This window comes from Streptomyces sp. NPDC052042, from assembly GCF_044548345.1.
Lineage (GTDB): Bacteria > Actinomycetota > Actinomycetes > Streptomycetales > Streptomycetaceae > Streptomyces.
On record NZ_JBIUBU010000001.1, the window covers coordinates 648917 to 670622 of the forward strand.

23 protein-coding genes are annotated in these 21706 nt (G+C 69.6%); 10 read left to right on the top strand and 13 right to left on the bottom strand.

Translation table 11 applies throughout. The features are described from left to right. Positions 1-22: 22 nt before the first annotated feature. Entirely contained in the window at positions 23-1633 is a 1611-nt protein-coding gene (locus ACIHCL_RS02830; RefSeq protein WP_399856229.1) for an MFS transporter, read from the bottom strand. Positions 1634-1891: 258 nt separating this feature from the next. On the opposite strand from ACIHCL_RS02830, the gene ACIHCL_RS02835 reads away from it, so the two are divergent. The 6 genes from ACIHCL_RS02835 to ACIHCL_RS02860 all read left to right on the top strand — a co-directional run bounded on the left by ACIHCL_RS02835 (position 1892) and on the right by ACIHCL_RS02860 (position 8354). Continuing rightward, positions 1892-2587, top strand: coding sequence for a TetR family transcriptional regulator (locus ACIHCL_RS02835; RefSeq protein ID WP_399857117.1), 696 nt, complete (start codon positions 1892-1894; stop codon positions 2585-2587). Between the two features lie 314 nt (positions 2588-2901). Then, positions 2902-4113, top strand: a complete 1212-nt coding sequence (locus ACIHCL_RS02840; RefSeq protein WP_399856232.1) for an alpha/beta hydrolase — start codon at positions 2902-2904, stop codon at positions 4111-4113. An 85-nt stretch (positions 4114-4198) separates the two neighbouring features. Next, positions 4199-5194 carry a DUF4429 domain-containing protein gene (locus ACIHCL_RS02845; protein WP_399856235.1) on the top strand — a complete coding sequence of 332 codons (996 nt, stop codon included), beginning with the start codon at positions 4199-4201 and terminating at the stop codon, positions 5192-5194. 239 nt (positions 5195-5433) lie between these two features. Next, positions 5434-5562: a hypothetical protein gene (locus ACIHCL_RS02850; RefSeq protein WP_399856238.1), complete on the top strand. Its 129-nt coding sequence runs from the start codon at positions 5434-5436 to the stop codon at positions 5560-5562. Between the two features lie 510 nt (positions 5563-6072). Then, positions 6073-7623, top strand: a complete 1551-nt coding sequence (locus ACIHCL_RS02855; protein ID WP_399856241.1) for a sensor histidine kinase — start codon at positions 6073-6075, stop codon at positions 7621-7623. A 47-nt stretch (positions 7624-7670) separates the two neighbouring features. Further along, a complete protein-coding gene (locus tag ACIHCL_RS02860) occupies positions 7671-8354 on the top strand; it encodes a response regulator (RefSeq protein ID WP_399856244.1) in 684 nt (227 codons plus the stop codon). A 127-nt stretch (positions 8355-8481) separates the two neighbouring features. Here ACIHCL_RS02860 and ACIHCL_RS02865 read toward each other — a convergent pair whose 3' ends face one another. The 4 genes from ACIHCL_RS02865 to ACIHCL_RS02880 all read right to left on the bottom strand — a co-directional run bounded on the left by ACIHCL_RS02865 (position 8482) and on the right by ACIHCL_RS02880 (position 11947). Beyond that, positions 8482-9303, bottom strand: coding sequence for an APH(3'') family aminoglycoside O-phosphotransferase (locus ACIHCL_RS02865; RefSeq protein WP_399856246.1), 822 nt, complete (start codon positions 9301-9303; stop codon positions 8482-8484). Positions 9304-9528: 225 nt separating this feature from the next. Further along, complete coding sequence (ycaC, locus tag ACIHCL_RS02870; protein WP_399856248.1) at positions 9529-10167, bottom strand: isochorismate family cysteine hydrolase YcaC; 639 nt, start codon at positions 10165-10167, stop codon at positions 9529-9531. A gap of 299 nt (positions 10168-10466) precedes the next feature. Continuing rightward, the gene (locus ACIHCL_RS02875; RefSeq protein ID WP_399856250.1) at positions 10467-11486 is read right to left on the bottom strand and encodes an aldo/keto reductase; all 1020 of its coding nucleotides are present in this window, start codon (positions 11484-11486) and stop codon (positions 10467-10469) included. Continuing rightward, positions 11486-11947 (bottom strand): MerR family transcriptional regulator, encoded by a 462-nt coding sequence (locus ACIHCL_RS02880; RefSeq protein WP_399856252.1) that lies wholly within the window; start codon positions 11945-11947, stop codon positions 11486-11488. The genes ACIHCL_RS02875 and ACIHCL_RS02880 overlap by 1 nt, the downstream gene beginning before the upstream one ends. Before the next feature lie 199 nt (positions 11948-12146). On the opposite strand from ACIHCL_RS02880, the gene ACIHCL_RS02885 reads away from it, so the two are divergent. Next, entirely contained in the window at positions 12147-12968 is an 822-nt protein-coding gene (locus ACIHCL_RS02885; protein ID WP_399856254.1) for a serine hydrolase domain-containing protein, read from the top strand. Here the strand turns inward: ACIHCL_RS02885 and ACIHCL_RS02890 are convergent. Then, positions 12928-13428, bottom strand: a complete 501-nt coding sequence (locus ACIHCL_RS02890; RefSeq protein ID WP_399856257.1) for an ATP-binding protein — start codon at positions 13426-13428, stop codon at positions 12928-12930. The two genes, ACIHCL_RS02885 and ACIHCL_RS02890, sit on opposite strands and share 41 nt — an antisense overlap. A gap of 87 nt (positions 13429-13515) precedes the next feature. Between ACIHCL_RS02890 and ACIHCL_RS02895 the strand changes: the two genes are divergently transcribed. After that, entirely contained in the window at positions 13516-14364 is an 849-nt protein-coding gene (locus ACIHCL_RS02895) for a helix-turn-helix domain-containing protein (protein WP_399856259.1), read from the top strand. Beyond that, positions 14324-14590 carry a DUF397 domain-containing protein gene (locus tag ACIHCL_RS02900; protein WP_399856262.1) on the top strand — a complete coding sequence of 89 codons (267 nt, stop codon included), beginning with the start codon at positions 14324-14326 and terminating at the stop codon, positions 14588-14590. Before ACIHCL_RS02895 ends, ACIHCL_RS02900 begins: the two co-directional genes overlap by 41 nt. A 286-nt stretch (positions 14591-14876) precedes the next feature. Here ACIHCL_RS02900 and ACIHCL_RS02905 read toward each other — a convergent pair whose 3' ends face one another. From ACIHCL_RS02905 to ACIHCL_RS02920, 4 genes are all read right to left on the bottom strand, one after another. Next, positions 14877-15365, bottom strand: coding sequence for a hypothetical protein (locus tag ACIHCL_RS02905; protein WP_399856264.1), 489 nt, complete (start codon positions 15363-15365; stop codon positions 14877-14879). 113 nt (positions 15366-15478) lie between these two features. Then, complete coding sequence (locus ACIHCL_RS02910) at positions 15479-17254, bottom strand: alpha/beta hydrolase (protein WP_399856267.1); 1776 nt, start codon at positions 17252-17254, stop codon at positions 15479-15481. After that, a complete protein-coding gene (locus tag ACIHCL_RS02915; protein WP_399856269.1) occupies positions 17251-17619 on the bottom strand; it encodes a hypothetical protein in 369 nt (122 codons plus the stop codon). Before ACIHCL_RS02915 ends, ACIHCL_RS02910 begins: the two co-directional genes overlap by 4 nt. 454 nt (positions 17620-18073) lie before the next feature. Continuing rightward, complete coding sequence (locus ACIHCL_RS02920) at positions 18074-18349, bottom strand: beta/gamma crystallin domain-containing protein (RefSeq protein WP_399856272.1); 276 nt, start codon at positions 18347-18349, stop codon at positions 18074-18076. A 202-nt stretch (positions 18350-18551) separates the two neighbouring features. On the opposite strand from ACIHCL_RS02920, the gene ACIHCL_RS02925 reads away from it, so the two are divergent. Next, the gene (locus ACIHCL_RS02925; RefSeq protein ID WP_399856274.1) at positions 18552-18746 is read left to right on the top strand and encodes a DUF397 domain-containing protein; all 195 of its coding nucleotides are present in this window, start codon (positions 18552-18554) and stop codon (positions 18744-18746) included. Positions 18747-18846: 100 nt separating this feature from the next. Here the strand turns inward: ACIHCL_RS02925 and ACIHCL_RS02930 are convergent, their stop codons facing one another. The 3 genes from ACIHCL_RS02930 to ACIHCL_RS02940 form a co-directional block, all read right to left on the bottom strand. Continuing rightward, positions 18847-19539 carry a C39 family peptidase gene (locus ACIHCL_RS02930; protein ID WP_399856276.1) on the bottom strand — a complete coding sequence of 231 codons (693 nt, stop codon included), beginning with the start codon at positions 19537-19539 and terminating at the stop codon, positions 18847-18849. Positions 19540-19785: 246 nt separating this feature from the next. Then, positions 19786-20772, bottom strand: a complete 987-nt coding sequence (locus ACIHCL_RS02935; RefSeq protein WP_399856277.1) for an ArsR/SmtB family transcription factor — start codon at positions 20770-20772, stop codon at positions 19786-19788. Positions 20773-20927: 155 nt separating this feature from the next. Continuing rightward, positions 20928-21596 (bottom strand): pirin family protein, encoded by a 669-nt coding sequence (locus ACIHCL_RS02940; protein WP_399856280.1) that lies wholly within the window; start codon positions 21594-21596, stop codon positions 20928-20930. Between the last annotated feature and the right edge of the window lie 110 nt (positions 21597-21706).

Genomic DNA, 21706 nt, shown 5'->3' on the forward strand with positions numbered 1-21706 from the left:
CCGGGGGTGCCGGGAGGGACGGTCAGATGTGGCCCATGCCCGCACCCGCCTCGGCGTTCTGACCGCGCTTGGCGAGCGTGGCGACCGCGGCGGCGGCCACCGCGACGAAGCCGGCGACCGTGAATGCCGTGCTCATGCCCGACACGAACGTGTCATGGGCGACGCCGGTGATCTTCTGCGCGATCTCCGGCGGCATGTTGCCGGACACGGGTGCGAGGCCGACCTCGACGGCTGAGGACGCCTGGTCCAGCTGCTGCGGGCTGAGGGGCGGAAGCTGTGCGGCCTGCCAGTTGTCGCCCAGGTGCGAGTTCACCTGGGAGGCCATGATCGCGCCCAGCACCGCCGTACCGAGGCTGCCGCCGACCTGCATGGCGGACTGCTGCAGACCGCCGGCGACACCGGACAGCTCCATCGGCGCGTTGCCCACGATGACCTCGGTGGCCCCCACCATCACCGGGGCGAGGCCGAGACCGAGCAGGCCGAACCAGATCGACATGGTCAGCGTGCCGGTGCCGACCTCCAGCCGGGACATGCCGAACATGGCGATCGCCGTGCACACCATGCCGCCGACCAGCGGAACCCGCGGGCCGAACTTGGTGATCATGAAGCCCGCGACCGGCGACGCGACGATCATCATGCCGGTCAGCGGCAGCAGGTGCAGACCGCTGGCGACCGGGCTCAGACCGTGCACGTTCTGGAGGTAGAACGTGACGAAGAACAGTCCGCCCATGAAGGCGAAGGCCATCAGCACCATCAGGACCGTGCCCGCGGACAGCGGCACCGACCGGAACATCGCCAGCGGGATCAGCGGCTCGCGGACGTTCTTCTGCCAGAAGGCGAAGACCACGAACAAGGCCACGGCGCCGCCCAGGAAGCCGAGCGTCCTGTAGTCGCCCCAGCCCCAGGCGGAGCCCTTGATGAGCGCCCAGATCAGGCAGAACATCGCCCCCGAGAGCAGCACGATCCCGCCGATGTCGAACGAGCGGGGCGCGTTCTGCGCGCGGTGGTCCCTGAGGATCACCAGGCCCAGCAGGAGCGCGATGGCACCGACCGGCACGTTGATGAAGAAGACGGACTGCCAGTTGACCTTCTCGACGAGCACGCCGCCGAGGATCGGACCGCCCGCGGTCGAGGCACCGATCACCATGCCCCAGATGCCGATCGCCATGTTCAGCTTCTCGGCCGGGAAAGTGGCGCGCAGCAGGCCGAGCGCGGCGGGCATCAGGAGGGCGCCGAAGAGGCCCTGGAGCACCCGGAACACGATCACCAGGGCGACGCTGCCGGAGAGGCCGATGGCCCCCGATGCCGCGGCGAAGCCCACGACACCGATCAGAAAGGTCTGGCGGTGACCGAACCGGTCACCGAGCTTGCCGGCCGTGATCAGGGAGACCGCGAGGGCGAGCAGGTACCCGTTGGTGATCCACTGGACGTCGGCGAGCGAGGCGTTCAGGTCGTGCTGGATGGCGGGGTTGGCGATCGCGACGATCGTGCCGTCGAGCGCGACCATCATCACGCCGATGGCCACGGAGAAGAGCGTCAGCCAGGGGTGGCCGCGCAGCCCCTTGGCAGGTGCGGGACCGGAGGTGTCCTTCGGCTCCCGCGACGCCTTTTCGACGGTGGTCTGACTAGTCATGCCCGGGACAGTAATGTCAGTCGCTGACAGTTGACAAACCATTTCACTAGTCGGTAACTGTCATGTTGCCCACAGGTACGCTGAGCTGCCAAAAGCAGCAGGAAGAGGACGAGTTCAGTGACCGACGGGCAGCGGACGGCGCACCCGGCCGGGCCGCGTGAGCGCCCAGCCGACCTCACGGCGAGTCCGGGCGGCCGGACGGAGGGTCCGGGCGGCCTCACGGGAAGTCCGGCCGGACAGGGCGAGCGCCCGACCGGACTGCGGGAGCAGAAGAAGCGCCGCACCCGGGACGCCCTGCTGCTCGCCGCCCTCGACCTCTTCATTACGCAGGGGTACGAGCAGACGACCGTCGACGAGATCGTCGACGCCGTGGAGGTCTCCCAGCGCACCTTCTTCCGCTACTTCGCCAGCAAGGAGGACGTCGCCTTCGCGATCCAGGAGATGGTGGAGTCCCACTTCCTCTCGGAGCTGCGCCGACGCCCCGCCTCGGAGACGCCGTTCGAGGCCATACGGCGCGCGGTCCTCTGCGCCTGGAACAGCCTGGGGGACACGATCGAGGCGATCGCCACGGTCGAACTCCACATGCGCACGTACCGGATGATCGAGTCGACGCCGTCCCTGCTCGCCACCCACCTGCGGCGCAGCATCGACCTGGAGAACCAGATCGCGCTGCTGATCGCCGAGCGCGAGGGTCTCGACGTGGAGGAGGACCCCCGGCCGAGGATCGCCGTCGCCGCGTTCTGCGGAGTGATGCGGGTGACGGGGCAGCTCTGGGGCCGGGAACGGGACGCCGGCGTGGAGTCATGGCGCGTGCTGACCGAGAGGTACCTGGACCAGCTCGGTCCGGCGCTGGCGGGGGACTGGCGGTCGGGCGCCGGCAACCGGAACGGCGCGGGGAACGGGACCGGCGCGGGGAACGGGACCGGGGCCGGAGCCTGCCGCGAACCGGGATGACCGCACACGCGTACGGGGCCCGGCCGCCGCTCCCACCGACGCCATGGGCCCCCGTCCCACGTGCCGGCCCGATGCGCCGGTCGATGCGCCGATGTGCCGTACGCCTCAGCGCGCGGCATGACCGACTTCACAACGGCCCCCGCCCCGATGGCCGTATGCGACGCTCCGGAGCCTCTTCCGGGGCTCCTCTCGCACCTCAGCGTGCGCGCCGCACCAACACAGCGTGAGACGTGGGGACTTGAATTCCCGACAGCCGCGTGATGTGTGTCACCCTCCGCACGGCTGCGATGGGGCGTCTCCTAATGTGGGCCGGAGTGACTTCCTTCGACTCCTCTCCCACCCTCGCCGCGTGGCGCGCGCTGCTCGCTGTCGCGGTGGTGTTCGTGATGCTGGCGACCACGGGCTGGACCGCCGTACGACATCACAGCCCCGGCGAGCCACGCGCCGCCGCGCTCGCCGCCTGGGCCCGGGGACGTCTGGGCGGCCACCCGCTGCCGGACCCCGACGCGCCGCCGCAGCGCGTGGCCCGGTTCTTCGCCGCGCTCACGGCCGAGCAGCGCACCGCCCTCGCCGACAGGTACCCGCTGGTCGTGGGCAACCTGAACGGCGTCCCCGTCACCCTGCGCTACCACGCCAACCGGCAGGCCCTGGAAGAGGCGCGGTCGGTCGAGCGGAAGCGCGCGCACGACGACCGGCTCTCCCCCGGCGGCCGCGCCGAGGCCCTCCGCAGGATGGACCGCTTCCGATCGATGCTCGCGCACGGACGGCACATCCTCGCCTTCGATCCGTCCGGGAAGGGGCGTGCCGCGGAGGTCTTCGGCGACCTCGACCGGGCCGAGCGGATCTCCGTGGTCGTCCCCGGCGTCGACACCAACCTGCTGACCCTGGAACGGTCCGCACCGAAGGCGAACACCGCCCCGGTCGGCATGGCGAAGTCGCTGTACGCGGCGGAGCGCGCAGCCCGCCCCGGCACCCGTACCGCCGTCATCGCCTGGGCCGACTACACCACGCCCGTCGGCATCGGCGTGGACGCAGCCCTGGGCCACCTCGCCGAACGCGGCGCGGTGCGCCTGAACGCGCTGGTGAACGTGTTGCCGGGCGACGCTCCGGTCTCTCTGTTCTGCCACAGCTACGGCTCGGTGCTCTGCGGTGTCGCCGCGCACGAACTGCCCGCCAGGGTCGCCGACATCGCGGTCGCGGGCAGTCCCGGCATGCGGGCGGAGCGCGCCGACCAGTTGCGAACCGGGGCCAGGGTGTGGGCGACGCGGGACCGCGGCGACTGGATCGAGGACGTGCCGAACCTGGAATTCGGCGGGCTCGGTCACGGGGCCGACCCGGTCGACCCCGCGTTCGGCGCCCGTGTCGTCGCGGCGGGCAACGCGGTCGGGCACAGCGGCTATTTCGAGCCGGGCACCGAGAGCCTGGACAACTTCGCGGCCATCGGTGTGGGCGCCTACGCCTCGGTGAGCTGCGCGGCGTCCGACCGCACCTGCCGTGAGGGCGTCGCCCTCGACCACGTGGCCTGACGGGATTATCGCCCCGTATCCGGCCACATTTCGGGGCATGCACCAGGGGGGACGCGGGGGGCAAGTGCCGCATACGATGAGGCACATGGGTGATGTGCTGGCCGGAATTCATGCCACCTGGGAGTTCGACACCGACGCCGTGCTCATCCGCTTCGAACGGGGGATTCGCACACCGAAGCTCTTTCAGAGCTTGCGTGAGCGCCGCGTACCACTCGCGGCGCTGTCATCGGTGACGCTGGCTCCCGGCAAGCGGGGAACGGTGGTCCTGCGTGCCGTGCCCAGACCGGGCGCCGACCCGTTGCTGGAGGCCGCCGCCGGACAGCTCAAGGACAGCCACGACCCGTACCGGCTGGTGCTCCCCGCCGAGTCCGAGACGCTCGCCGAGTACTACGCGGACGAGCTGCGTGCCCTGCTCGGCCCGGACGCCTCGGAGCCCGCCGACCGGTTCCTGATCGCCGCCCCGGAGGCGCCGATGCGGTTCAAGGCGTACGACGGCCGGGCCGGTTTCGACGGCGAGCGGGTCTCCTTCCGCTGGTTCTGGACGGGTGCCTCCACGGCGAAGTGGAAGGCCGGCGACCAGACGTTTCCGGTGGCGGAGCTGAGCGGTGTCGAGTGGCGTTCGCCGGACGCCATCGACGGCTATCTGCGGCTGCTGCCGAGGGCAGCGGAAGGCACGGTCCCGGTGCCGGGTCCCGCCCTGGGGTCCGCCGCGGTCACGGCCACGGGCGCGTGCCCGGCCGCCGATCCGATGGCCGGTCTCAGCCCGGGCGCGGCGTCGGACACCGCCCTGCCCACGGCCGCCCGGCCCACCCGCGCCGATCAGGACCCGGCCGCGGTGGTGTTCGGCCTCGGCTACGGTCCGGTGCACGAGTCGCTGCCGTTCGCCGCGGCGGTGCTGGCATCCGTCCGCAGGAAGCAGCCCGCGCACATGGCCCCCGACACCATCCTGGCCGGCGCGGGGCGGCGCGATCCCGCGGACATCGCGGAGCGGATCCGCCACCTCGGGGAGCTCCACCAGGCGGGTCTGGTCACGGACGAGGAGTTCAGCGTGAAGAAGGCCCAACTGCTCGCGGAGCTTTAGAACTCAACACCGTTGCGTTCACGTCCACGGTAGAGATCGTCAGCGAGGCAGCAGACCTGGACACCACCGAAACACGCACGCTCCTGGCCAAGTTCCGGCTGACGCAGGACAGCGCACGGCGCCCCTCATCGTCGCTGTCGCCAGGCGAGCGCACCCGTGCCGGCCTGGCGCTCCTACAGGCCCGCGGAGTCAACTGCCTGGTTCTGGACGAGCCCACCAACCACCTGGACATCGAGGCTGTGGAGCAACTGGAGCAAGCTCTGGACAGCTTCACCGGCACGCTGCTCCTGATCACACATGACCGGCGCCTCGCCGACACCGTGTACCTCGACCGTACGATCGAGGTGAGCGACTACCACCCGTCATGAGCCCGACGTACAGCTCCCAGCCGTCAGGATCCGAGGACCATCGACGTGTGAAACCTGCCGTCGGTCCCTGTTGCCCCAGGTACTCAATCTTCTCCTGGTGGATCCAGCAGCACCTGTAGATCCGCAGCCGCAGGGTGCCGGGGCGCCCTTGACGCCCCGGCGCTCTCCCTGACCGCCGGGGACACCGAACGGCCCGGCCTCCTCGCCTACATCCACGGATGCGGTTCATCACGATCGAGCCCTTCGACACCCCGCCGCGGTCACCGCCACCGAGCTGCTGCGCGCCGGGCACCCCCGGGCAGCCGTCCACGCCATCCACGCCGCCCGCCCCACTGCCGACTTCCAGTCGGCCGCTTCCTGCTCGCCCTCACGCCCGCACCCCCGGCCCCGAAGGCGCCGCCCGGTCCGTCCGTCGTTCCCCGTCATACCCCCGTACGAGACGGGGCGGCAGCGGATCGAAACCCCGGTATGACGCCCTCGGACGGGTCCGCTGCCTACGCTGATGCGGCCATGACCACTCCCCCGCCGCACATCCCGTCCGAGGAACCGCACGTTCCGTCCAAGGCATCGCACGACCCGCTCCACGATCGACGCGCACCGTCCGAGGCACCGACCGCCCTGTCCGAGGCACCGACCGCCCCGCTCGACAATCCACACGTACCGTCCGAGGCACCGACCGCCCCGTCCGAAGCACCGTACGACCCGTCCGGGGCGGCGTGCCGCCTGCCCGAGCCACCGCGCGTACCGCCCCGATCGGCACTGCCCCCGCCGCCCGCCGTCGATGGCCTGGTGAGTGCCGCGCGCCGCAACGTACGGCAGCTCGCCCAGGTCCTCGCCCATCCGTCCCACCCCCCGACACCTCTCCTGGCGGACGCGCCCAGGCATTGGCAGCGATGGCTGCCGTACCTGGTGGTCCTCGCCCTCTTCGCGATCTTCTTCCCGGCCACGATCAGGGTCCTGACGGATCAGTTCGAGGTACCCAGCGGGATCGCGGGGCTCCTGGCCGTCGCCCAGGTGACGCCGCTGCTGATGCTGGCGCACCGGCCGTTGCAGGCGTGGTGGATCATCCTGCCCGCCGACATCCTGGGGGCGCTGATCCTGCTCAGGTTCCCGGCCCACCCGGACGACGTCTGGCCGTGGCCTCCGCCGACCCTGTTCGGCCACCTCTTCCTGATGCTGGCGCTGGCCCTGCGCGAGCCCCGGCGGACCGTGGCCTCCGTCTGGGCAGTGACGACAGCGGCGGGCCTGGTCCTCCAGCTGATCAACCCGCACCGCAGCAACGGGAGCGCGACGCTGCTCTCCATATTCGGCGCGGTGGTCGCGGTGATCGGCGCGTTGATCGGCGCGGTGATACGGGAACGGGGCATCGCGCGGCAACGGCTCGTCGAGCAGGAGATCATCAGCGAGGCGGAACGGGCTCGGCGGACGCTGCTGGAAGAACGCGCCCGGATCGCCCGCGAACTGCACGACGTGGTCGCGCACCACATGTCCGTGATCACGGTCCAGGCCGACTCCGCGCCCTACCGGATCAGCGGGCTGCCCGAGGAGGCGCGCGAGGAGTTCGGCGCGATCGCGGCGAGCGCGCGGGAGTCGCTGACGGAGATGCGGCGGCTGCTGGCGGTGCTGCGCAGCGACGGCACGGACGGCGAGCGGGCCCCGCAGCCGGGGCTCGACCGGGTCCAGCAGCTCGTGGAGGCGACGGTACGGACAGGGCTTCCGGCCGAACTGTCGCTGGCCGCCGACCTGCCGGACCTGCCGCAGGCGGTGGACCTGTCCGCGTACCGGATCGTGCAGGAGGCCCTGGCCAATGTGGTGCGGCATGCGCCTGGTGCGCGGACCCGGGTGTCGGTGGCGTCCGACGGCGAGCACCTGACCGTCCTGGTGGTCAACGGCCCTGCCCAGCAGGCCGGTTCGCCGCTGGAGACGACCGGCACCGGGAACGGTCTGGTCGGCATGCGCGAACGCGTACGGTTGACCGACGGCACACTGGACACCGGTCCGCTGCCCGACGGCGGTTACCGGGTGGCCGCCCGCCTGCCGCTGAAGCACTCGGTGGACTGACGCCCGCCCCACCCTGACGCCGCCTTGACCCCGCCCTCGGAGGAACCGTGACCATCCGCGTGATCATCGTCGACGACCAGGCCATGGTGCGAGCCGGGTTCGCGGCACTGCTCGCGGCGCAGAGCGACATCGAGGTGGTCGGTGAGGCGCCGGACGGGCGCCGGGCCGTCGACGTCAGCCGGGACGTGCGCCCGGACGTGGTCCTGATGGACGTCCGGATGCCCGAGATGGACGGCCTGGCGGCGGCCCGCGCGCTGCTGAACCCTCCGGCGGGGGTGGAGCACCGGCCGAAGGTGCTGATGCTCACCACGTTCGACGTGGACGACTACGTGTACGAGGCGTTGCGCGCCGGGGCGTCCGGTTTCCTGCTCAAGGATGCGCCGCCCTCGGACCTGATCGCGGCGGTGCGGGTGGTGGCGTCGGGCGAGGCGCTGCTGGCACCGTCGGTGACGCGGCGGCTGATCGCGGACTTCGCCCGGCAAGGTCCCTCCGGCGCGACCCGGAGCGGACAGGCGCTGCGGCTGAAGGGGCTGACCCCGCGCGAGACGGAGGTGCTGGAGCTGATCGCGCGGGGGCTGTCCAATCAGGAGATCGCGGCACGACTGGTGCTGGCCGAGCAGACGGTCAAGACCCACATCGGGCGGGTGCTGGCCAAGCTGGACCTGCGGGACCGCGCGCAGGCGGTGATCTTCGCGTACGAGGCGGGGCTGGTGGTGCCGGGCGAGGGGTGAGGAGCTGGGGCCGCCAAAGGACGTCCGGACCCGCCCCGCCCTGGATGCCCGTACCGGCCACGGAACCCCCGCGCCGAGCCCCGGAATCCCGCACCGGGCTCCGGGATCTCCGGACGGCCCGGTGCGGCTACCCCCAGGTGAGCGGGTCGAGGTGAAGGTAGAAGCGCCGGCGGTCGTGGTCGAGGGTGATTCCGTACCGCTCGGCGAACGCCGCGTCCGCGGCGCGCGCGTCCTCCTCGTCCGCCCAGGTCTCCCGCGCGTTGGCGAGCAGGAGCGACAGGTCGGCGTAGCGGTCGGCCAGGCCGAGGCGGCCCAGATCGATGAAGCCCGACACGTCCAGCGTCCGGGGGTCCAGGACGATGTTGGGCAGGCACAGGTCCCCGTGGCAGACGACCGTGTCGGCGGTCTCCTGCTCGCGGCGGCGGGCGGTCTGCGGGATGAGACGGTCCAGCAACTCACCGGCGGGCGTGTGCTGTTGTTCGACGGGGAGGAATTCCGGATTCACCGCGCCACGGCTCACCACGTCGTGCGCCAGGGCGATCATCCGGTCCAGGTCCCGGCGGAACGGGCACCGGCGCACGGGCACCGTGTGCAGGGCGCGGACCGCGTCCGCGATGTGACCCCAGGAGGCCCGCAGTTCGGCGGCGGACAGTTCGTCGGCGGGTACCCCGGGGACGGTGCTGGTCACCAGGCACGCGCCCGCGTCGCCGGAGCGGCAGTCCAGTACCCGCGGCCCCGGAACTCCCTGGTCCCCCAGCCAGGCGATCCGGTCGCGCTCCGCCCGCAGTTCGGCGGCGTCCGAGGCGGCCACGCACTTGGCGTACCGACCGCCGTCCGCGCTGCGGAAGACGTCCGCTCCCGACTCTCCGGTGTGGACGGGAAGCCAGTCGTCCTCGCCTGCGCCCGGCGTCTTCGGCAACAGGGTTCGGAGCCCGGGGACTTCGCTCATGTCGGCCACTCTAGTGCCGCGGCACCAGGCCGCCCCGGCTCGCCCGGCTGAGCGGCTGTCCCGGTCCGCCGGGGCGCGGCCCGCCCCCGGCCTTCTCGGCCTCGACTCCCCCAGCACCTGCCCTCCGCTCTGGCCCTTCTGTTCCAGCCCCTTCGGCTCTGGCCTCTCTGTTCCAGCCCCTTCGGCTCCGGCCTCTCTGTTCCAGCCCCTTCGGCTCCGGCCCCTTCAGCTTGAGCCCTTGGCCGCCGCGTAACTGACCATGAGATTCCGGTAGTTCGGGATGTGCTCGGCGAGCAGGTTACCCAGCCCCTCGATGTCACGCCGCCAGTCGCGCTGCAGTTCGCAGGCGACGCTGAACCAGTTCATCAGCTGGGCCCCCGCGTGCGCCATGCGGATCAGGGCAGCGTCGCGCACCTGTCCGGTGAAGGTCCCGGAGGCATCGGTCACCACGAAGACCTCGTATCCGGCTTCGAGCGCGGAGAGGACGGGGAAGGTCACGCAGACGTCCGTGACGACACCGGAGATGATCAACTGGCGGCGCCCGGTCTGCTCGACCGCCCGGACGAAGTCCTCGTTGTCCCAGGCGTTGATGTTCCCCGGCCGGGGAACGTATGCGGCGTCGGGCAAGATCTCGCGCAGTTCCGAGACCATCGGGCCGTTGGGGCCGTCCTCGAAGCTCGTGGTCAGCACCGAGGGCAGGTTGAAGTACTTGGCGCAGTCCGCGAGCGCGAGGACGTCGTTCTTGAACTGGTCCGGCCCGAAGTCCTGGACGAGGGAGATCAGACCGGTCTGGTGGTCGATGAAGAGGGCGGCGGCGTCGTCGATGGAGAGCCGTTTGTACGTGAAGCCGTTCTGGGCCGACATGGGGGCACTCAACTCCCTGGGGAGGTGGCCGTGCCGGACGGCACCGCGCGGCACGGCCACTCACGGTTCGGGGAGCCCGGCGCGGATCGAATCGGATCGGATCGGCGCCGGGCGTTGGGCGGTCTCGCTCGACGACCAGTAGAGGGTGCCGGTGGACCGCCTGCAACCGGAGGTCGACCGTCTGCAACCGGCGGACCGGCGTCCTCCGCCGCGCCCGCGCCCGCCGGGACGCCCCCCGCCGCCCACCGTTCCACCTGAGCGAAACGGGCCCGAAACGGGCCCGAACCGACCCGAACCGGCTAGCGCTCGCGGGCCGTGGCCGTACTGCTCATGTCCGGGTAGCGGTCGCCCGCCACCTGTCCGGCGATCGGCTCCAGCAGGGCCAGTTCCCGGTCCGTCAGCGTGATCCGGGTGGCGGCCACGTTCTCCAGCAGCCGGCTGCTCTTGCGGGTGCCGGGGATCGGGACGACGGTCAGACCGTGCACCTGGGCACGCCGCTGCACCCAGGCGAGGGCGATCTGCGCGGGCGTGGCCCCGTGCACCTCGGCGATCTCGCGCACGGGCGCCAGCAGCGCGGCGTTCACCTTGGCGTTGTTGCCGGTGAAGCGGGGCTGGTGCCTGCGGAAGTCGCCGTCCGACAGGTCCTTGGCCGCGTCCGTGAACGCCCCGGTCAAAAAGCCGCGGCCGAGCGGCGAGTACGGCACGAGGGCCACGCCCAGCTCGACGGCGGCGGGCACGGCGCTGCGCTCCACGTCCCGGCTGAAGAGCGACCACTCCGATTGGAGGGCGGCGATCGGGTGCACCGCGTGCGCCTCGCGCAGCTCGGGTCCGGTCACCTCGCTCAGCCCGAGGTGCTTGACCTTGCCCTGCTGGACCAGCTCGGCCATCGCTCCGACGGACTCGGCCAGGGGGACGAGGGGGTCGCGGCGGTGCATGTAGTAGAGGTCGATGACATCGGTGCCGAGCCGACGCAGGCTGTCCTCCACGGCCTGCCGGATATACGCGGGGTCGTTGCGCACGCCCCGGTAGTTCGGGTCGTCGGCCCGCCGCTCGATGGCGTACTTCGTGGCGAGGACGATCTCGCCCCGGTGCGCCGCCACGAACGGGGCCAGGAACTCCTCGTTGGCACCGCCCCCGTAGACGTCGGCGGTGTCGAACAGCGTGACGCCCGCCGCCAGGGCCGTCTCCAGCGTCTCGCGGGCGGCGGTCTCGTCGGTCTCCCCGTAGAACTCGCTCATCCCCATGCAGCCGAGCCCCTGCACGCCGACCCGGGGGCCTCCGTTGCCGAGCTCCACCGTGGCGATCTTGTCGTCAGTCATCAGGCACAGGGCCTTTCCGGTGCCGGTTGGGCACCCGCATAGAAGTCGATCTTGTGGTCGAGAACGGCGAGCGTGTCCTGGAGCTCCGCGATCCGCGCCTTGACGTCGCGGCGGGTCGCCTCCAGCAGCTCCCGCCGCTCCTCGAAGGTGTGCTCGCCCTCACGCAGCAGCTCCGCGTACCGGACCATGTCGGCAACCGGCATCCCGGTCAGCCGCAGCTTGCCGACGAATGCCAGCCAGTCCAGGTCCCGGTTGGTGAACCGGCGCTGCCCGGTGTGCGACCGGTCGACGTGGGTCATCAGCCCGATCCGCTCGTACCAGCGCAGGGTGTGGGCGGTGAGCCCCGTGAAGGCGGCGACCTCGCCGATCGTGTAGTGATCCTGCCCGTCGGGGCGCGGGTGCGCCTTGGGAGCCGAGACGCGGACGTCCGTCCTCGTGGAAGTGGTCTCCATCACCGTCATGCCCTCCACGCTAAAACCCTGGAGTGCACTCGAAGCAAGCGCGGGCGGGGACGGGTTGCGGCGCCGGTACGAGCCTGCTCCGGGCCGTCACACCGGGACGGCCCGGCCAGCCCCGCCGGTTTCCCTCGCCTCGACCCTCTCCAGCACCGGGGACCACGGGCCGCGAGGTACCGAACACCCGCCCGTTACGCTCATAGGCATGCAGAGCCTGGCGATGATCGACAACTGGCCCGTCCCCACCGCGGCGGCTGCCGTCGTACGAGCGGACGGCACCGCCGTCGGCACGCACGGCCCGACCGCGCACCGTTTCCCGCTCGCCTCGGTCACCAAGCCGATCGCGGCGTACGCGGCGCTCGTGGCGTACGAGGAGGGCGCGGTCGAGCTGGACGAGCCGGCCGGGCCCGAGGGGTCGACCGTGCGGCACCTGCTCGCGCACACCAGCGGTCTCGCGTTCGACGAGCACCGGATCATGGCCGCGCCCGGGACCCGACGGCTCTACTCCAACGCGGGCTTCGAGGTGCTGGGCGACCACATCGCCAAGGCCGCCGACATCCCGTTCCCGGAGTACGTCCGCGAGGCGGTGCTGGAGCCGCTGGGGATGACGTCGACGACGGTGGACGGCTCGCCCGCCAAGGACGGCGTCTCGACCGTCGACGACCTCATACGGTTCGCGGCGGAGCTCCAGGCGCCCCGCCTCCTCGACCCGCGCACGGTGCTGGCCGCACAGACCGTCCAGCACCCCGGCCTGAAGGGTGTGCTGCCGGGATACGGCCACCAGAACCCCAACGACTGGGGCCTCGGATTCGAGATCCGGGACCACAAGTCCCCGCACTGGACGGGTAGTTCGTCCTCGCCCGCGGCCTTCGGGCACTTCGGTCAGTCCGGCACCTTCCTGTGGGTCGACCCGGTCGCGGGCGCGGCGTGCGTCGCCCTCACCGACCGGGCCTTCGGCCCGTGGGCGGTGGAGGTGTGGCCCGCGTTCACGGACGCGGTGCTCGCGGAACTGCGCGCGGGCCGCTGAGGGACGCGGCCTCCAGCCTGTCCCCCTCCCCCTTCTTCACCGACCACCGGCACTCGAACCACACCGTCTTCCCCGCGCCGTCGCGGCGCAGTTCCGCGCCCCAGCGGTCGGTGACGGCATCGACGAGGAGCATCCCGCGCCCGTCCTCGTCGAGTACGTCACCGTCCGTCACGCACGGCAGTTCGGCGCAGCCGTCCGCGACCTCGACGCGCACGCCCCCGTGGGGGAGCAGGAAGATGAACGTCTGGCAGCGGCGGCCGGGCACATGCCGTACGACATTGGCGATCAGCTCGGTGAGCGCCAGCTCCGCCGCGTCGGCCACGTCGAGAAGCCCCCAGTTGGTGAGGTAGAGGCGCAGAATGCGTCGCAGATGCCGGGCCGAGTGCTCACCCATCGCGAACTCGGCGCGGTAGGTCGGCTCCAGCGGGTCCCCGGTTCGGGGGTCAGTTGCGTGATTCATGTCACCAGAGTGCAAAGGTGTGACTACGGTCGGCTACCTACGGAAACGAACGCCGTGAGCCGTTGAACGCCGGAGGTGCCCCTCGCCGTGGCCAACATCCAGAAACTCGACCCCTGCGCTTCCCCGTTGGACTACTACGGATCGGAGTTGCGCCGGCTGAGAGAGGCCAACAACCTCAAGCAGGGGCAGCTCGGCGACATCATCTTCTGCACGGGGTCGCTGATCGGTCAGGTCGAGACGACGAAGAAGGTCCCCACCCGCGACTTCTCGGAGCGGGTGGACGCGGCGCTCGGCACGGATGGGGTGTTCTCCCGGCTGATCGGACTGGTCCTGCGCAGCCAACTGCCCACCTGGTTCCAGCCATACGCCGAGATGGAGTCGTGCGCCGCGTACATCTCCACGTACCAGGCGCAGTTGGTGTACGGGCTGTTGCAGTCGGGCGACTACGCGCGGGCCGTCCTGGCCACCGGCATGCCGAACGACCTCGACAACCAGGTGGCGGCCCGGCTGGAGCGCCAGCGCATCCTGGAACGGGACCGGCCGCCGCTCACCTGGGTCGTGCTCGACGAGGCCGTGCTGCACCGGCCGATAGGAGGTCGTGAGGTGATGCGGAAGCAACTCCAGCGGCTGTTGGACCTCGTCGGCCACCGCTGGATGCGGATCCAGGTGCTGCCCTTCGCGGCCGGTGAACACGCAAGTCTGGACGGATCGTTCACCACGATGCGCTTCAACGACGACCCCGACATCGTCTACACGGAGGACATCGTCTCCGGCCATATGACCGCCAACCCTGACACCGTCAGGGAGGCCGCGCTCCGTTACGCTCACTTGCAGGCCGCAGCCCTCTCCGTCGAGGCTTCGGCGGCCCTGATCGCCCGCGTGATGGAGGAGCGTTATGGAGACCCGGCCCGACCTGAAGAACGCGCGGTGGCGTAAGTCCAGCTACAGCGGAAGCACCGGCGGCGAATGCGTCGAGTGCACCGTCACCGGCGGCGCGACCTGGCGCAAGTCGACGTACAGCGGGAACACCGGCGGCGACTGCGTGGAGGTGGCCGACGGCCTCCCCTGCGCCGTACCCGTCCGCGACAGCAAGAACCCCGACGGCCCCGTCCTCACCATCGGGGCCGCCGCCTGGCGGACCTTCGTCGACGGGCTCCGCTGACCGTCCCGCAAGAACACACGAAGAAGGGGGCTCGGGGCGACCAGTGGTCGCCCCGAGCCCCCTTCCACTCCCCGTGGTGCACGGGGAAGCGCGGGCATCGGACAGCGGGCGCCGCTACTGGGACGCCCATGAGCATCGGTTTCACGTCATCCCGCCGCCCCGAACCCTCCGCTGCCGGGACCATCGGGATGGCTCCGCATAAGCCGTCTCCGATGCTGATCGGCTTCTTCGCGGCGTAGGAATGGGAGGGCGGAACCGTCTGTCCCGCAGGACCGCCCTGCAACTCTCAGCCCGACGCGTCAACCTTCGGTGAGGGCATAGGAACGGCGGCTTCCGCAGACCAGAAGTCGGAGCGCACGTTGGGCACAGGAATCTCACCCAAGGGGTACTCAAGGCCATTGGGCTTGACCTTGGGATCGGAAACCTCAGATTCCTGCACGCACGGAGTGGCAACCTCGAAAGTGGCCTGCCCGTGGTACCCGAAGACCAGACTGATCCCGAACCCATCGCGCGACTGAGCGAAGATGGCTGGGCGCTCCTTGCTCTGCCTCACCGCAGTGATCTTGTAACCGCTCTTCTTCCAGAAGCGTTCGATCACGCCCAGAAAGTTGCCACGCCGCTGCTCGGAAATGATCGTCATGACCTTCTGGCGGCGGGACACGTCGCAGCTGCCGACAGTCGTGACGTAATGAGCCCACTGGATCTCGGGCACGACAGCCTTCATTGTCGCATCCAGCATCGCATCCGCCCGGTCAGCCGCACCCTGCATATCCATAGCTGCCGTATACCTCCCGCTCTCCCGCCCGCCCTTCAGGATTCCGCACCCGGCCAGCAAAACACCTGCCAGCGCCGCCGAAAGCAACGTCCGAACAGCGTGCCTAACGCGCTTCACCTGTACTCTTCCTTGATCACGTCTTCGGGATTCCCTGCGACGATCGCAGCAATATTCGCCGCAGACACCATGTCCTTCTCAGGCGTGAAGTACTGAGAGTGGGCATCGAAGCCACCCATCTCAAGAATAGCCTTGGGCCCGGGGTCAACTTTGAATCGCTGCGCCCCGAAAGCCTCACTGGCCGGGTCCTTACCGAAGTAGATATCGTCACCGCCCCTGTCAAAGACATCGCCGTACAAGAAGGCCCCCAGGGGGCCGGCGAGAAGAACTTCACCCTTCGTCGGTAGATGGGTGACCGGGTCGTTCTCTGCGGAGCCGACGAACACATGCTCCTTGCCGACACTGAAATCTTGCGCCTTGTCGAAGCCGACTCCGGGACTACCCAGCAAGATGACGTCTTCCACTCCTGGAATTCCGTCGGCCTGCTTGGCTGCGGTTCCCACCGTGAGAGATCCATAGGAGTGGCCTATGGCGGTCAGGTGACGGTCGCTGTTCTCGTTGGTGGCTTCCAGCCCAGCCATGAAATTGTTGTAGGCGGGTGCGCCTTTCTCTGCACTGCCGGTGCTCATGACATCAACACTTTGCGGAGCGTCGTAGCCAAGCCAGACGATCGACGCGCTGGACGGATCAATGTCCTGAGCGCCAAGGGCCGTATCCTGAGCGCGCTTCATCGTGTCCTCGACAAAATCCTTGTTCAGTCTTGTCCCCAAGCCGGGAACGTACGCCGATACGTTCCGTGACATGTCAGGATTTCCGTAGGAGACGATCGCGCGGCCGTTTCCTTCGTCCCCGATACCCAGCAAGAACATCCGGGGGTGACTGGGTTTTTTCAGTCTTTCGTCGATCATCCGCAGCGCATCCAGCTTCGTACGCGCCTCATCACTATCCTGTCCTGCCAACGATTCGATGAGCACCGGCAGGTAGTTGCGGTTGGCTTCGTCACGCGCTACCGCCGGAACACCATCGAGACTGCCGACTAGGTCCGGAGCGATCTCTAAGTACTCCTGCCGCTGCTCGTCGCTGAGGCCATCCCACCAAGCCTTGTTCTCGGACGGGGCCTTGCCCTGCGGAATACCTGCATCCAGGTACTTGTCTGCAGCCGTGCGCACTGCATCCGTGTCACGAAAGACGTCCTCCAGCATCGCCTTCGTGACATCAAGACCCTTGGCCGCCTTGAGCTTGTCCAGCGTCCGTGCGTACCTGCCGTCAATCTCAGCAGCAGCACGAACAGCCCTCGCAACCCGGTCCGCGATGGCCTGTGCCTTCTCCTCGTTCGGGTTGAGCGGCTTGAGCGGCGAACGCGCATTCCCGTCCCATCCGGGTGGTTCGAGCGGAAGACGCGCACTGCCCCGCACCTTGCCGCCAGGGGCCTCCTGCTCTCCGGTGAGCACCTCGGCCACGGATGCCGGGTAGCTGACGGAACCGTCCTCGTGAACGCAGAACTTCAGCGCAGCGGCGTCTTCAAGGGCCTGTTTCAGTTGGCGTTGCGGCTCGGCCAGTTCGGACACCAGGCCGTTGAGGGCCGTACGAATGAGGCCACACTCGGTGTGCAGGTACTGGAAGTTACGACTCAGCCGCTTCAGACGCCCGATCGCCGCCTCAGCCGACTCGCTCGCCTGGGTCTCGCGCAGCTTCGCTGACATCGCACGATCAACCTCTGTGCGACTGGCGCCCGACCTTCCGGAAACCTCGTTCCAGCCGTCCGCCGCGTCATCGAACTCGGACGACTTCAAGTCCCGTAACTGCAGCCAAGTGAGTCCAGCGGTGGTCATCGATGCTCACGTCCCGCCTGGGTGGCCTTGAGGGACTTCCCCACCCCAATGTCGGTTTCACCCATTTCCTTAGCGACCTTCAGTAAAGCGCCTTCGAGGTAGTCGCACTCGTCCTTCACCTCCGCGAGACGCTCCTCCCAGGACTTCAGAATGTTCTTGAGCGAAGACGCAGAGGCAAATCCGGCCGCACCCGACACAACGCCTTCATGACCGAGGCCGAGACCACTGCGGCTCTTCTCCGTACTCGCCCGCAATGCACTGGCGGTACCCGAAGCATTCGTCCACGGGCCGCCACTGTGCTTCAGGCTCCCGATTCCGACACCTGCTGCGTCTGGCGTCGAGGAGGCCAGGGAGGCAAGAGTCATCCGAGCTTCACCCCCTCCGTCGTTCCCGAAAGCGTCGTCAGATCGAACAGTTCCTGCCAGCCCGACAGATGAGACATGGACGCTACCCCCACTCGTCTTCCCCTGTGTAAACACGGTATATGACACTATCTCAGCTTCCCAGCAGCGAACACACGCAAAGCGGATTGGCGCCAAAGTCAACACCTGCTCCGTACAAGGGGTACGAGCCTTCAAAAGAGTTCGGCATCTCAGTTTCAGCTTCCGCGGAGCCGATGCCTGGCAGTGGACGACCGGCGGCTGCCCCGAGCCCCCTTCCGCTCCCCGTGGTACACGGGAAAGCGAGGGTCGCACAGCATCGAGTAACCCTCATCGCGATCCGTGTCGTCGGCTTCTTCGTGTTCGCCGTGCACCGGCGATGACTGGAGGACTTGACCGCGATGTCCTTGATGACAGCATGGCCGGGGTTCCACACGCTCTACTTTTGAAGGTTGACGGTGTCGAGCTTCGGGTCGTTCATATCCTTCTGGTATTCGAGGGTCACGACGTTGTTCCCCGATTCGACCCAGTTGACGCCGTAAATGGCAACGGGCATGGATCCGGCGTTGGCGGAACAGAGCGTTTCACGACCGTCATTATTGTAGATCGCCAGGTAGCCACGCTCGTTACAGGCCGTACGGTTGATCAAGGCGCCGACGGCCGGGGGGGGGGACGCGGCCGCGACGGGAACGGTCGTGGCGACCAGTGCAGCCACAGAGGCGACAGCGACACCGACGAACGGGAGATCAGCTCTCGCCCGTGGCACCATCCGCTTGAGGCGGTTTCAAGCCTCGTCCTGAAACGCTCGACAAGCGATGGAGGCGTCCGCCCTATTCTGGTTGGAGAGCAACGGAAATCTTCCGTACGAAGAGTCACGACCAGGGGCGCCCTGTTCGTTCGCGCGTTGGAGGATCGCTATGCGGACCAGTCACGGCCTGACCGGAGCACAGTGGCGCAAGTCGACATACAGCGGCACCAACGGCGGCGACTGCGTGGAGGTGGCCGACGGCCTCCCCTACGCCGTCCCCGTCCGCGACAGCAAGAACCCCGACGGCCCCGTCCTCACCATCGGGGCCGCCGCCTGGCGGACCTTCGTCGACGGGCTCCGCTGAACAAGACACCGTCCCGAGGCACCACGAAGGGGCCCGGGACGACGTGCTGTCGTCCCGGGCCCCACCGCTCCCTCGTGCTATGCGGACCGGGCGGGCCGGCTTACGCCGAGTAGCCCCGCGTCGCGATCCACGTCGCCAGTTTCTTGGTGGTCATCGTGTACTTGTGCCGCTTCGAGGAGCCGATCGCGATGTCCTCGATGACAGCCTTGTCGCCGTTGTTGGTGTAGCCGACCACGGTGAGGTAGTGGCCCTGGTTGTACGCGTGCTTCTTACCTGCCGTGTCATACGCCGTGCCGTAGACGTTGGCGACGATGGCGTAGCCCTTGTTGATGTCCAGGCGGATGTCGGCCTTGAGGCGCTTGACCTGGGCCGAGGTGGCGGTGTTGCCCGGGATCCACTTGTTCTCGTACCAGGAGGTCTTCCCGCGCTTGTTGAGGGTCTTGGTCACCAGGCCGATGTTGTCGGTCTGCTTGCCGTTCTGCTCGACCTTCAGGTCCTTCGCCAGGGTCTTCTGGCTGACGGTCTTGTTCCGCTGGGTCAACGCGAGACGGGTGGCGGCCGGACCGCAGTAGTAGTACGTCGACTGCGTCTGGAACTTGTACGCGGACAGCGACTTCTTGGCCGGGTAGTTGCCGGGCCGAGGCGGCGCGAGCTGCGCCGAAGCGGTGCCGGCCGGGACGAGGACGCCGGCTGTGGCGAGCGCGGTGATCGCGGCTGCGGCCAGCCGCACCCGGCGGCGCGAGGCGGACGGACGCTTCTCCGTCGGGGTCGTGGTCGTGGTGGTTGTGGTCATGAGCGGAATTCCTTCCCCCGTGTCGCGCCACCCTGCTGAACGGCGGTGCGACGGACATGTGTTGCTCGTGCCTGGCGCGTCGGGGCCGTTCTCCGTTTCCGGTCGCCCCGGCTGCCGTACCAGCATCGGGGCGGTGCGCACCGGGCGGCGACGGCGTTCGGGCAGGGGCGAATTCCACCGGTCGGGCGGGGTTCGGTCGTGCTTCGAAGGGGGATTCGGGTCGTTCCGCGGCGCGGTCCGGCCGGGTCACCGGTCGCCGTGCAACAGGGCCACGCCGAGCGGGGTGAGGCTGTGGATGACGTACCCGCCCACCCGGTTGCCGTGCACGAGTCCGGCTTCCCGCAGGGCGCGGACGTGTTCGCTCGCCGAGGCCGCCGAGATGTGCAGAACGCGTGCCAACTCGGTTGTGGTCGCGGCATTCTGAAGTGTCATCAGGACACGGGCCCGGGTCCGGCCGAGGAGTCCGGCGAGCTGCTTGAGCCGCCGGTCCGCGCCGACCGGTGACGCGTCGGGGCCCTCCGTCCGCGCGATCGGATAGACGAGCACCTGCGGCAGCGCGGGGTCACCGAGCGCGACCGGGCTGCCGTGACAGAAGAACGACGGGATCAGGCAGAGGCCCCGGCCGTCGAGGTGGATGTCACGGGCCTCCGGATAGCGCACGTACAGCGTCGGGGGCCGCCAGTCCAGCACCGGACGCAGCGACTCCAGCAGTCCGGGGACACCGCCGTCACGCAGGGCGCGGGCGCGGACCATCCGGTCGGCCTCGACGGTCGCGGCGGCGCGCGTCCAGTCGGGGCGGACGATGGTGTCGTGCACCCGCCGGAGCGCGTCGCTCAGCTCGTCCAGGTGGCCCCGCTCACCTGCGGCGAGACCGGCGAACCAGCGCGGCAGCCGCCGGGTGCTCGCGGTCCGCGCCAGCTCCCGGTCCAGCCGGGCCGACGGGGTGGCCCGCAGGGCGTCCAGGCCGGCGGCGAGGCCGCGGTGGGCCTCGACCGGGGTCAGAAAGTCCGGGAAGTAGCTCGCCGGAGGCGCGGCGGCGCCCACCAGCCGGGCCGGGCCGTCGGCACCCCCGCGCCGCAGCTCCGCACGGGCCCGCTGCCGCCACTCGCCGAAGGACCTCGGCGCGCGCTGTGACAGCAGTTGCACCCCGAGAACCGTTTCCCAGAGCGGGTCCGGACCCGGCGCGACCCGTACCTTCGCGAGATCGGCATCCGTGAAATGCACGCGCAGCATGTCGCCCCCGTTCTTCGCGCGATCGCATGAGGGCTTGTCACCAACTGGGTCACAAAGCCTCGTAGTTGGGGAGTTCTGGCCCGTCACCCGCGGTTCCCGGGGGGACTGTGACCGCTCTCACGTCGCGGTGGGAGGCAGGCCGCCGGACGGGCCGCTCAGGCCGATGGCTCCGACAGCTCCCAGATCAGCACCTCGGCCGGGCCTGCCGTCGCCGTCAATTCCGGACCGGTCTCGCCCGTGATCCGGGCCGCGTCGCCGGGACGCAGCGCCTCGTCGCCGATGCGGACCTCACCGGCCACCACATGGACGTACACCCGCGGCGCGTCCGGGACCGGCGTGCGCTCCCCCGGGGCCGGTCGGCGCACGTGCAGGACGGCGCCCGCCGCCGGAAGGGCGTACGGGGTGTCGGCGGCCAGGTCCGGGACGATGGTGTACGCGGGATCGCCGCCCGGTTCCAGCGGGGCCAGCCACATCTGGATGAACGTCAGCGGTTCGGCGCCGTCGTTGCGTTCGACATGACGGACGCCCGCCGCGGCGCTCAGGTGCTGGAGGCCGCCGGTCTCCACCACCGTGGCGCGGCCGGTCGAGTCGCGGTGGGTCAGCTCGCCCTCGACGACCCAGGTGACGATTTCCGTGTGGCTGTGCGGGTGCTCGTCGAAGCCCGCGCCGGGGGCCAGCCGTTCCTCGTTGCAGGCCATGACCGGGCCGAACCGCAGGTTGTCGGGGTCGTAGAAGTGGCCGAAGGAGAAGGCGTGCCGGGTCTCGATGCCGGCCGCCTCGTCCCCGCCCCTGAACCGGTCCTCGGAACGCTGTACGGAGATCACCCGCCCACGGTAGCCCGGCACGGGGCGCGCTCCGCCCCTCCGTCCACAACTCGGTACGGGCCCGGCTGCGCGGCCCGTCCGCGGCCTCGCGGCCCCGCCGTACGACCCGC

Coding starts and splice junctions, on each gene's coding strand:
- ACIHCL_RS02830 (WP_399856229.1), bottom strand. CDS start 1,633: ATGACTAGTCAGACCACCGTCGAAAAGGCGTCGCGGGAGCCGAAGGAC.
- ACIHCL_RS02845 (WP_399856235.1), top strand. CDS start 4,199: ATGGGTGATGTGCTGGCCGGAATTCATGCCACCTGGGAGTTCGACACC.
- ACIHCL_RS02855 (WP_399856241.1), top strand. CDS start 6,073: ATGACCACTCCCCCGCCGCACATCCCGTCCGAGGAACCGCACGTTCCG.
- ACIHCL_RS02865 (WP_399856246.1), bottom strand. CDS start 9,303: ATGAGCGAAGTCCCCGGGCTCCGAACCCTGTTGCCGAAGACGCCGGGC.
- ycaC (WP_399856248.1), bottom strand. CDS start 10,167: ATGTCGGCCCAGAACGGCTTCACGTACAAACGGCTCTCCATCGACGAC.
- ACIHCL_RS02875 (WP_399856250.1), bottom strand. CDS start 11,486: ATGACTGACGACAAGATCGCCACGGTGGAGCTCGGCAACGGAGGCCCC.
- ACIHCL_RS02880 (WP_399856252.1), bottom strand. CDS start 11,947: ATGACGGTGATGGAGACCACTTCCACGAGGACGGACGTCCGCGTCTCG.
- ACIHCL_RS02885 (WP_399856254.1), top strand. CDS start 12,147: ATGCAGAGCCTGGCGATGATCGACAACTGGCCCGTCCCCACCGCGGCG.
- ACIHCL_RS02890 (WP_399856257.1), bottom strand. CDS start 13,428: ATGAATCACGCAACTGACCCCCGAACCGGGGACCCGCTGGAGCCGACC.
- ACIHCL_RS02900 (WP_399856262.1), top strand. CDS start 14,324: ATGGAGACCCGGCCCGACCTGAAGAACGCGCGGTGGCGTAAGTCCAGC.
- ACIHCL_RS02905 (WP_399856264.1), bottom strand. CDS start 15,365: ATGGATATGCAGGGTGCGGCTGACCGGGCGGATGCGATGCTGGATGCG.
- ACIHCL_RS02910 (WP_399856267.1), bottom strand. CDS start 17,254: ATGACCACCGCTGGACTCACTTGGCTGCAGTTACGGGACTTGAAGTCG.
- ACIHCL_RS02915 (WP_399856269.1), bottom strand. CDS start 17,619: ATGACTCTTGCCTCCCTGGCCTCCTCGACGCCAGACGCAGCAGGTGTC.
- ACIHCL_RS02925 (WP_399856274.1), top strand. CDS start 18,552: ATGCGGACCAGTCACGGCCTGACCGGAGCACAGTGGCGCAAGTCGACA.
- ACIHCL_RS02930 (WP_399856276.1), bottom strand. CDS start 19,539: ATGACCACAACCACCACGACCACGACCCCGACGGAGAAGCGTCCGTCC.
- ACIHCL_RS02935 (WP_399856277.1), bottom strand. CDS start 20,772: ATGCTGCGCGTGCATTTCACGGATGCCGATCTCGCGAAGGTACGGGTC.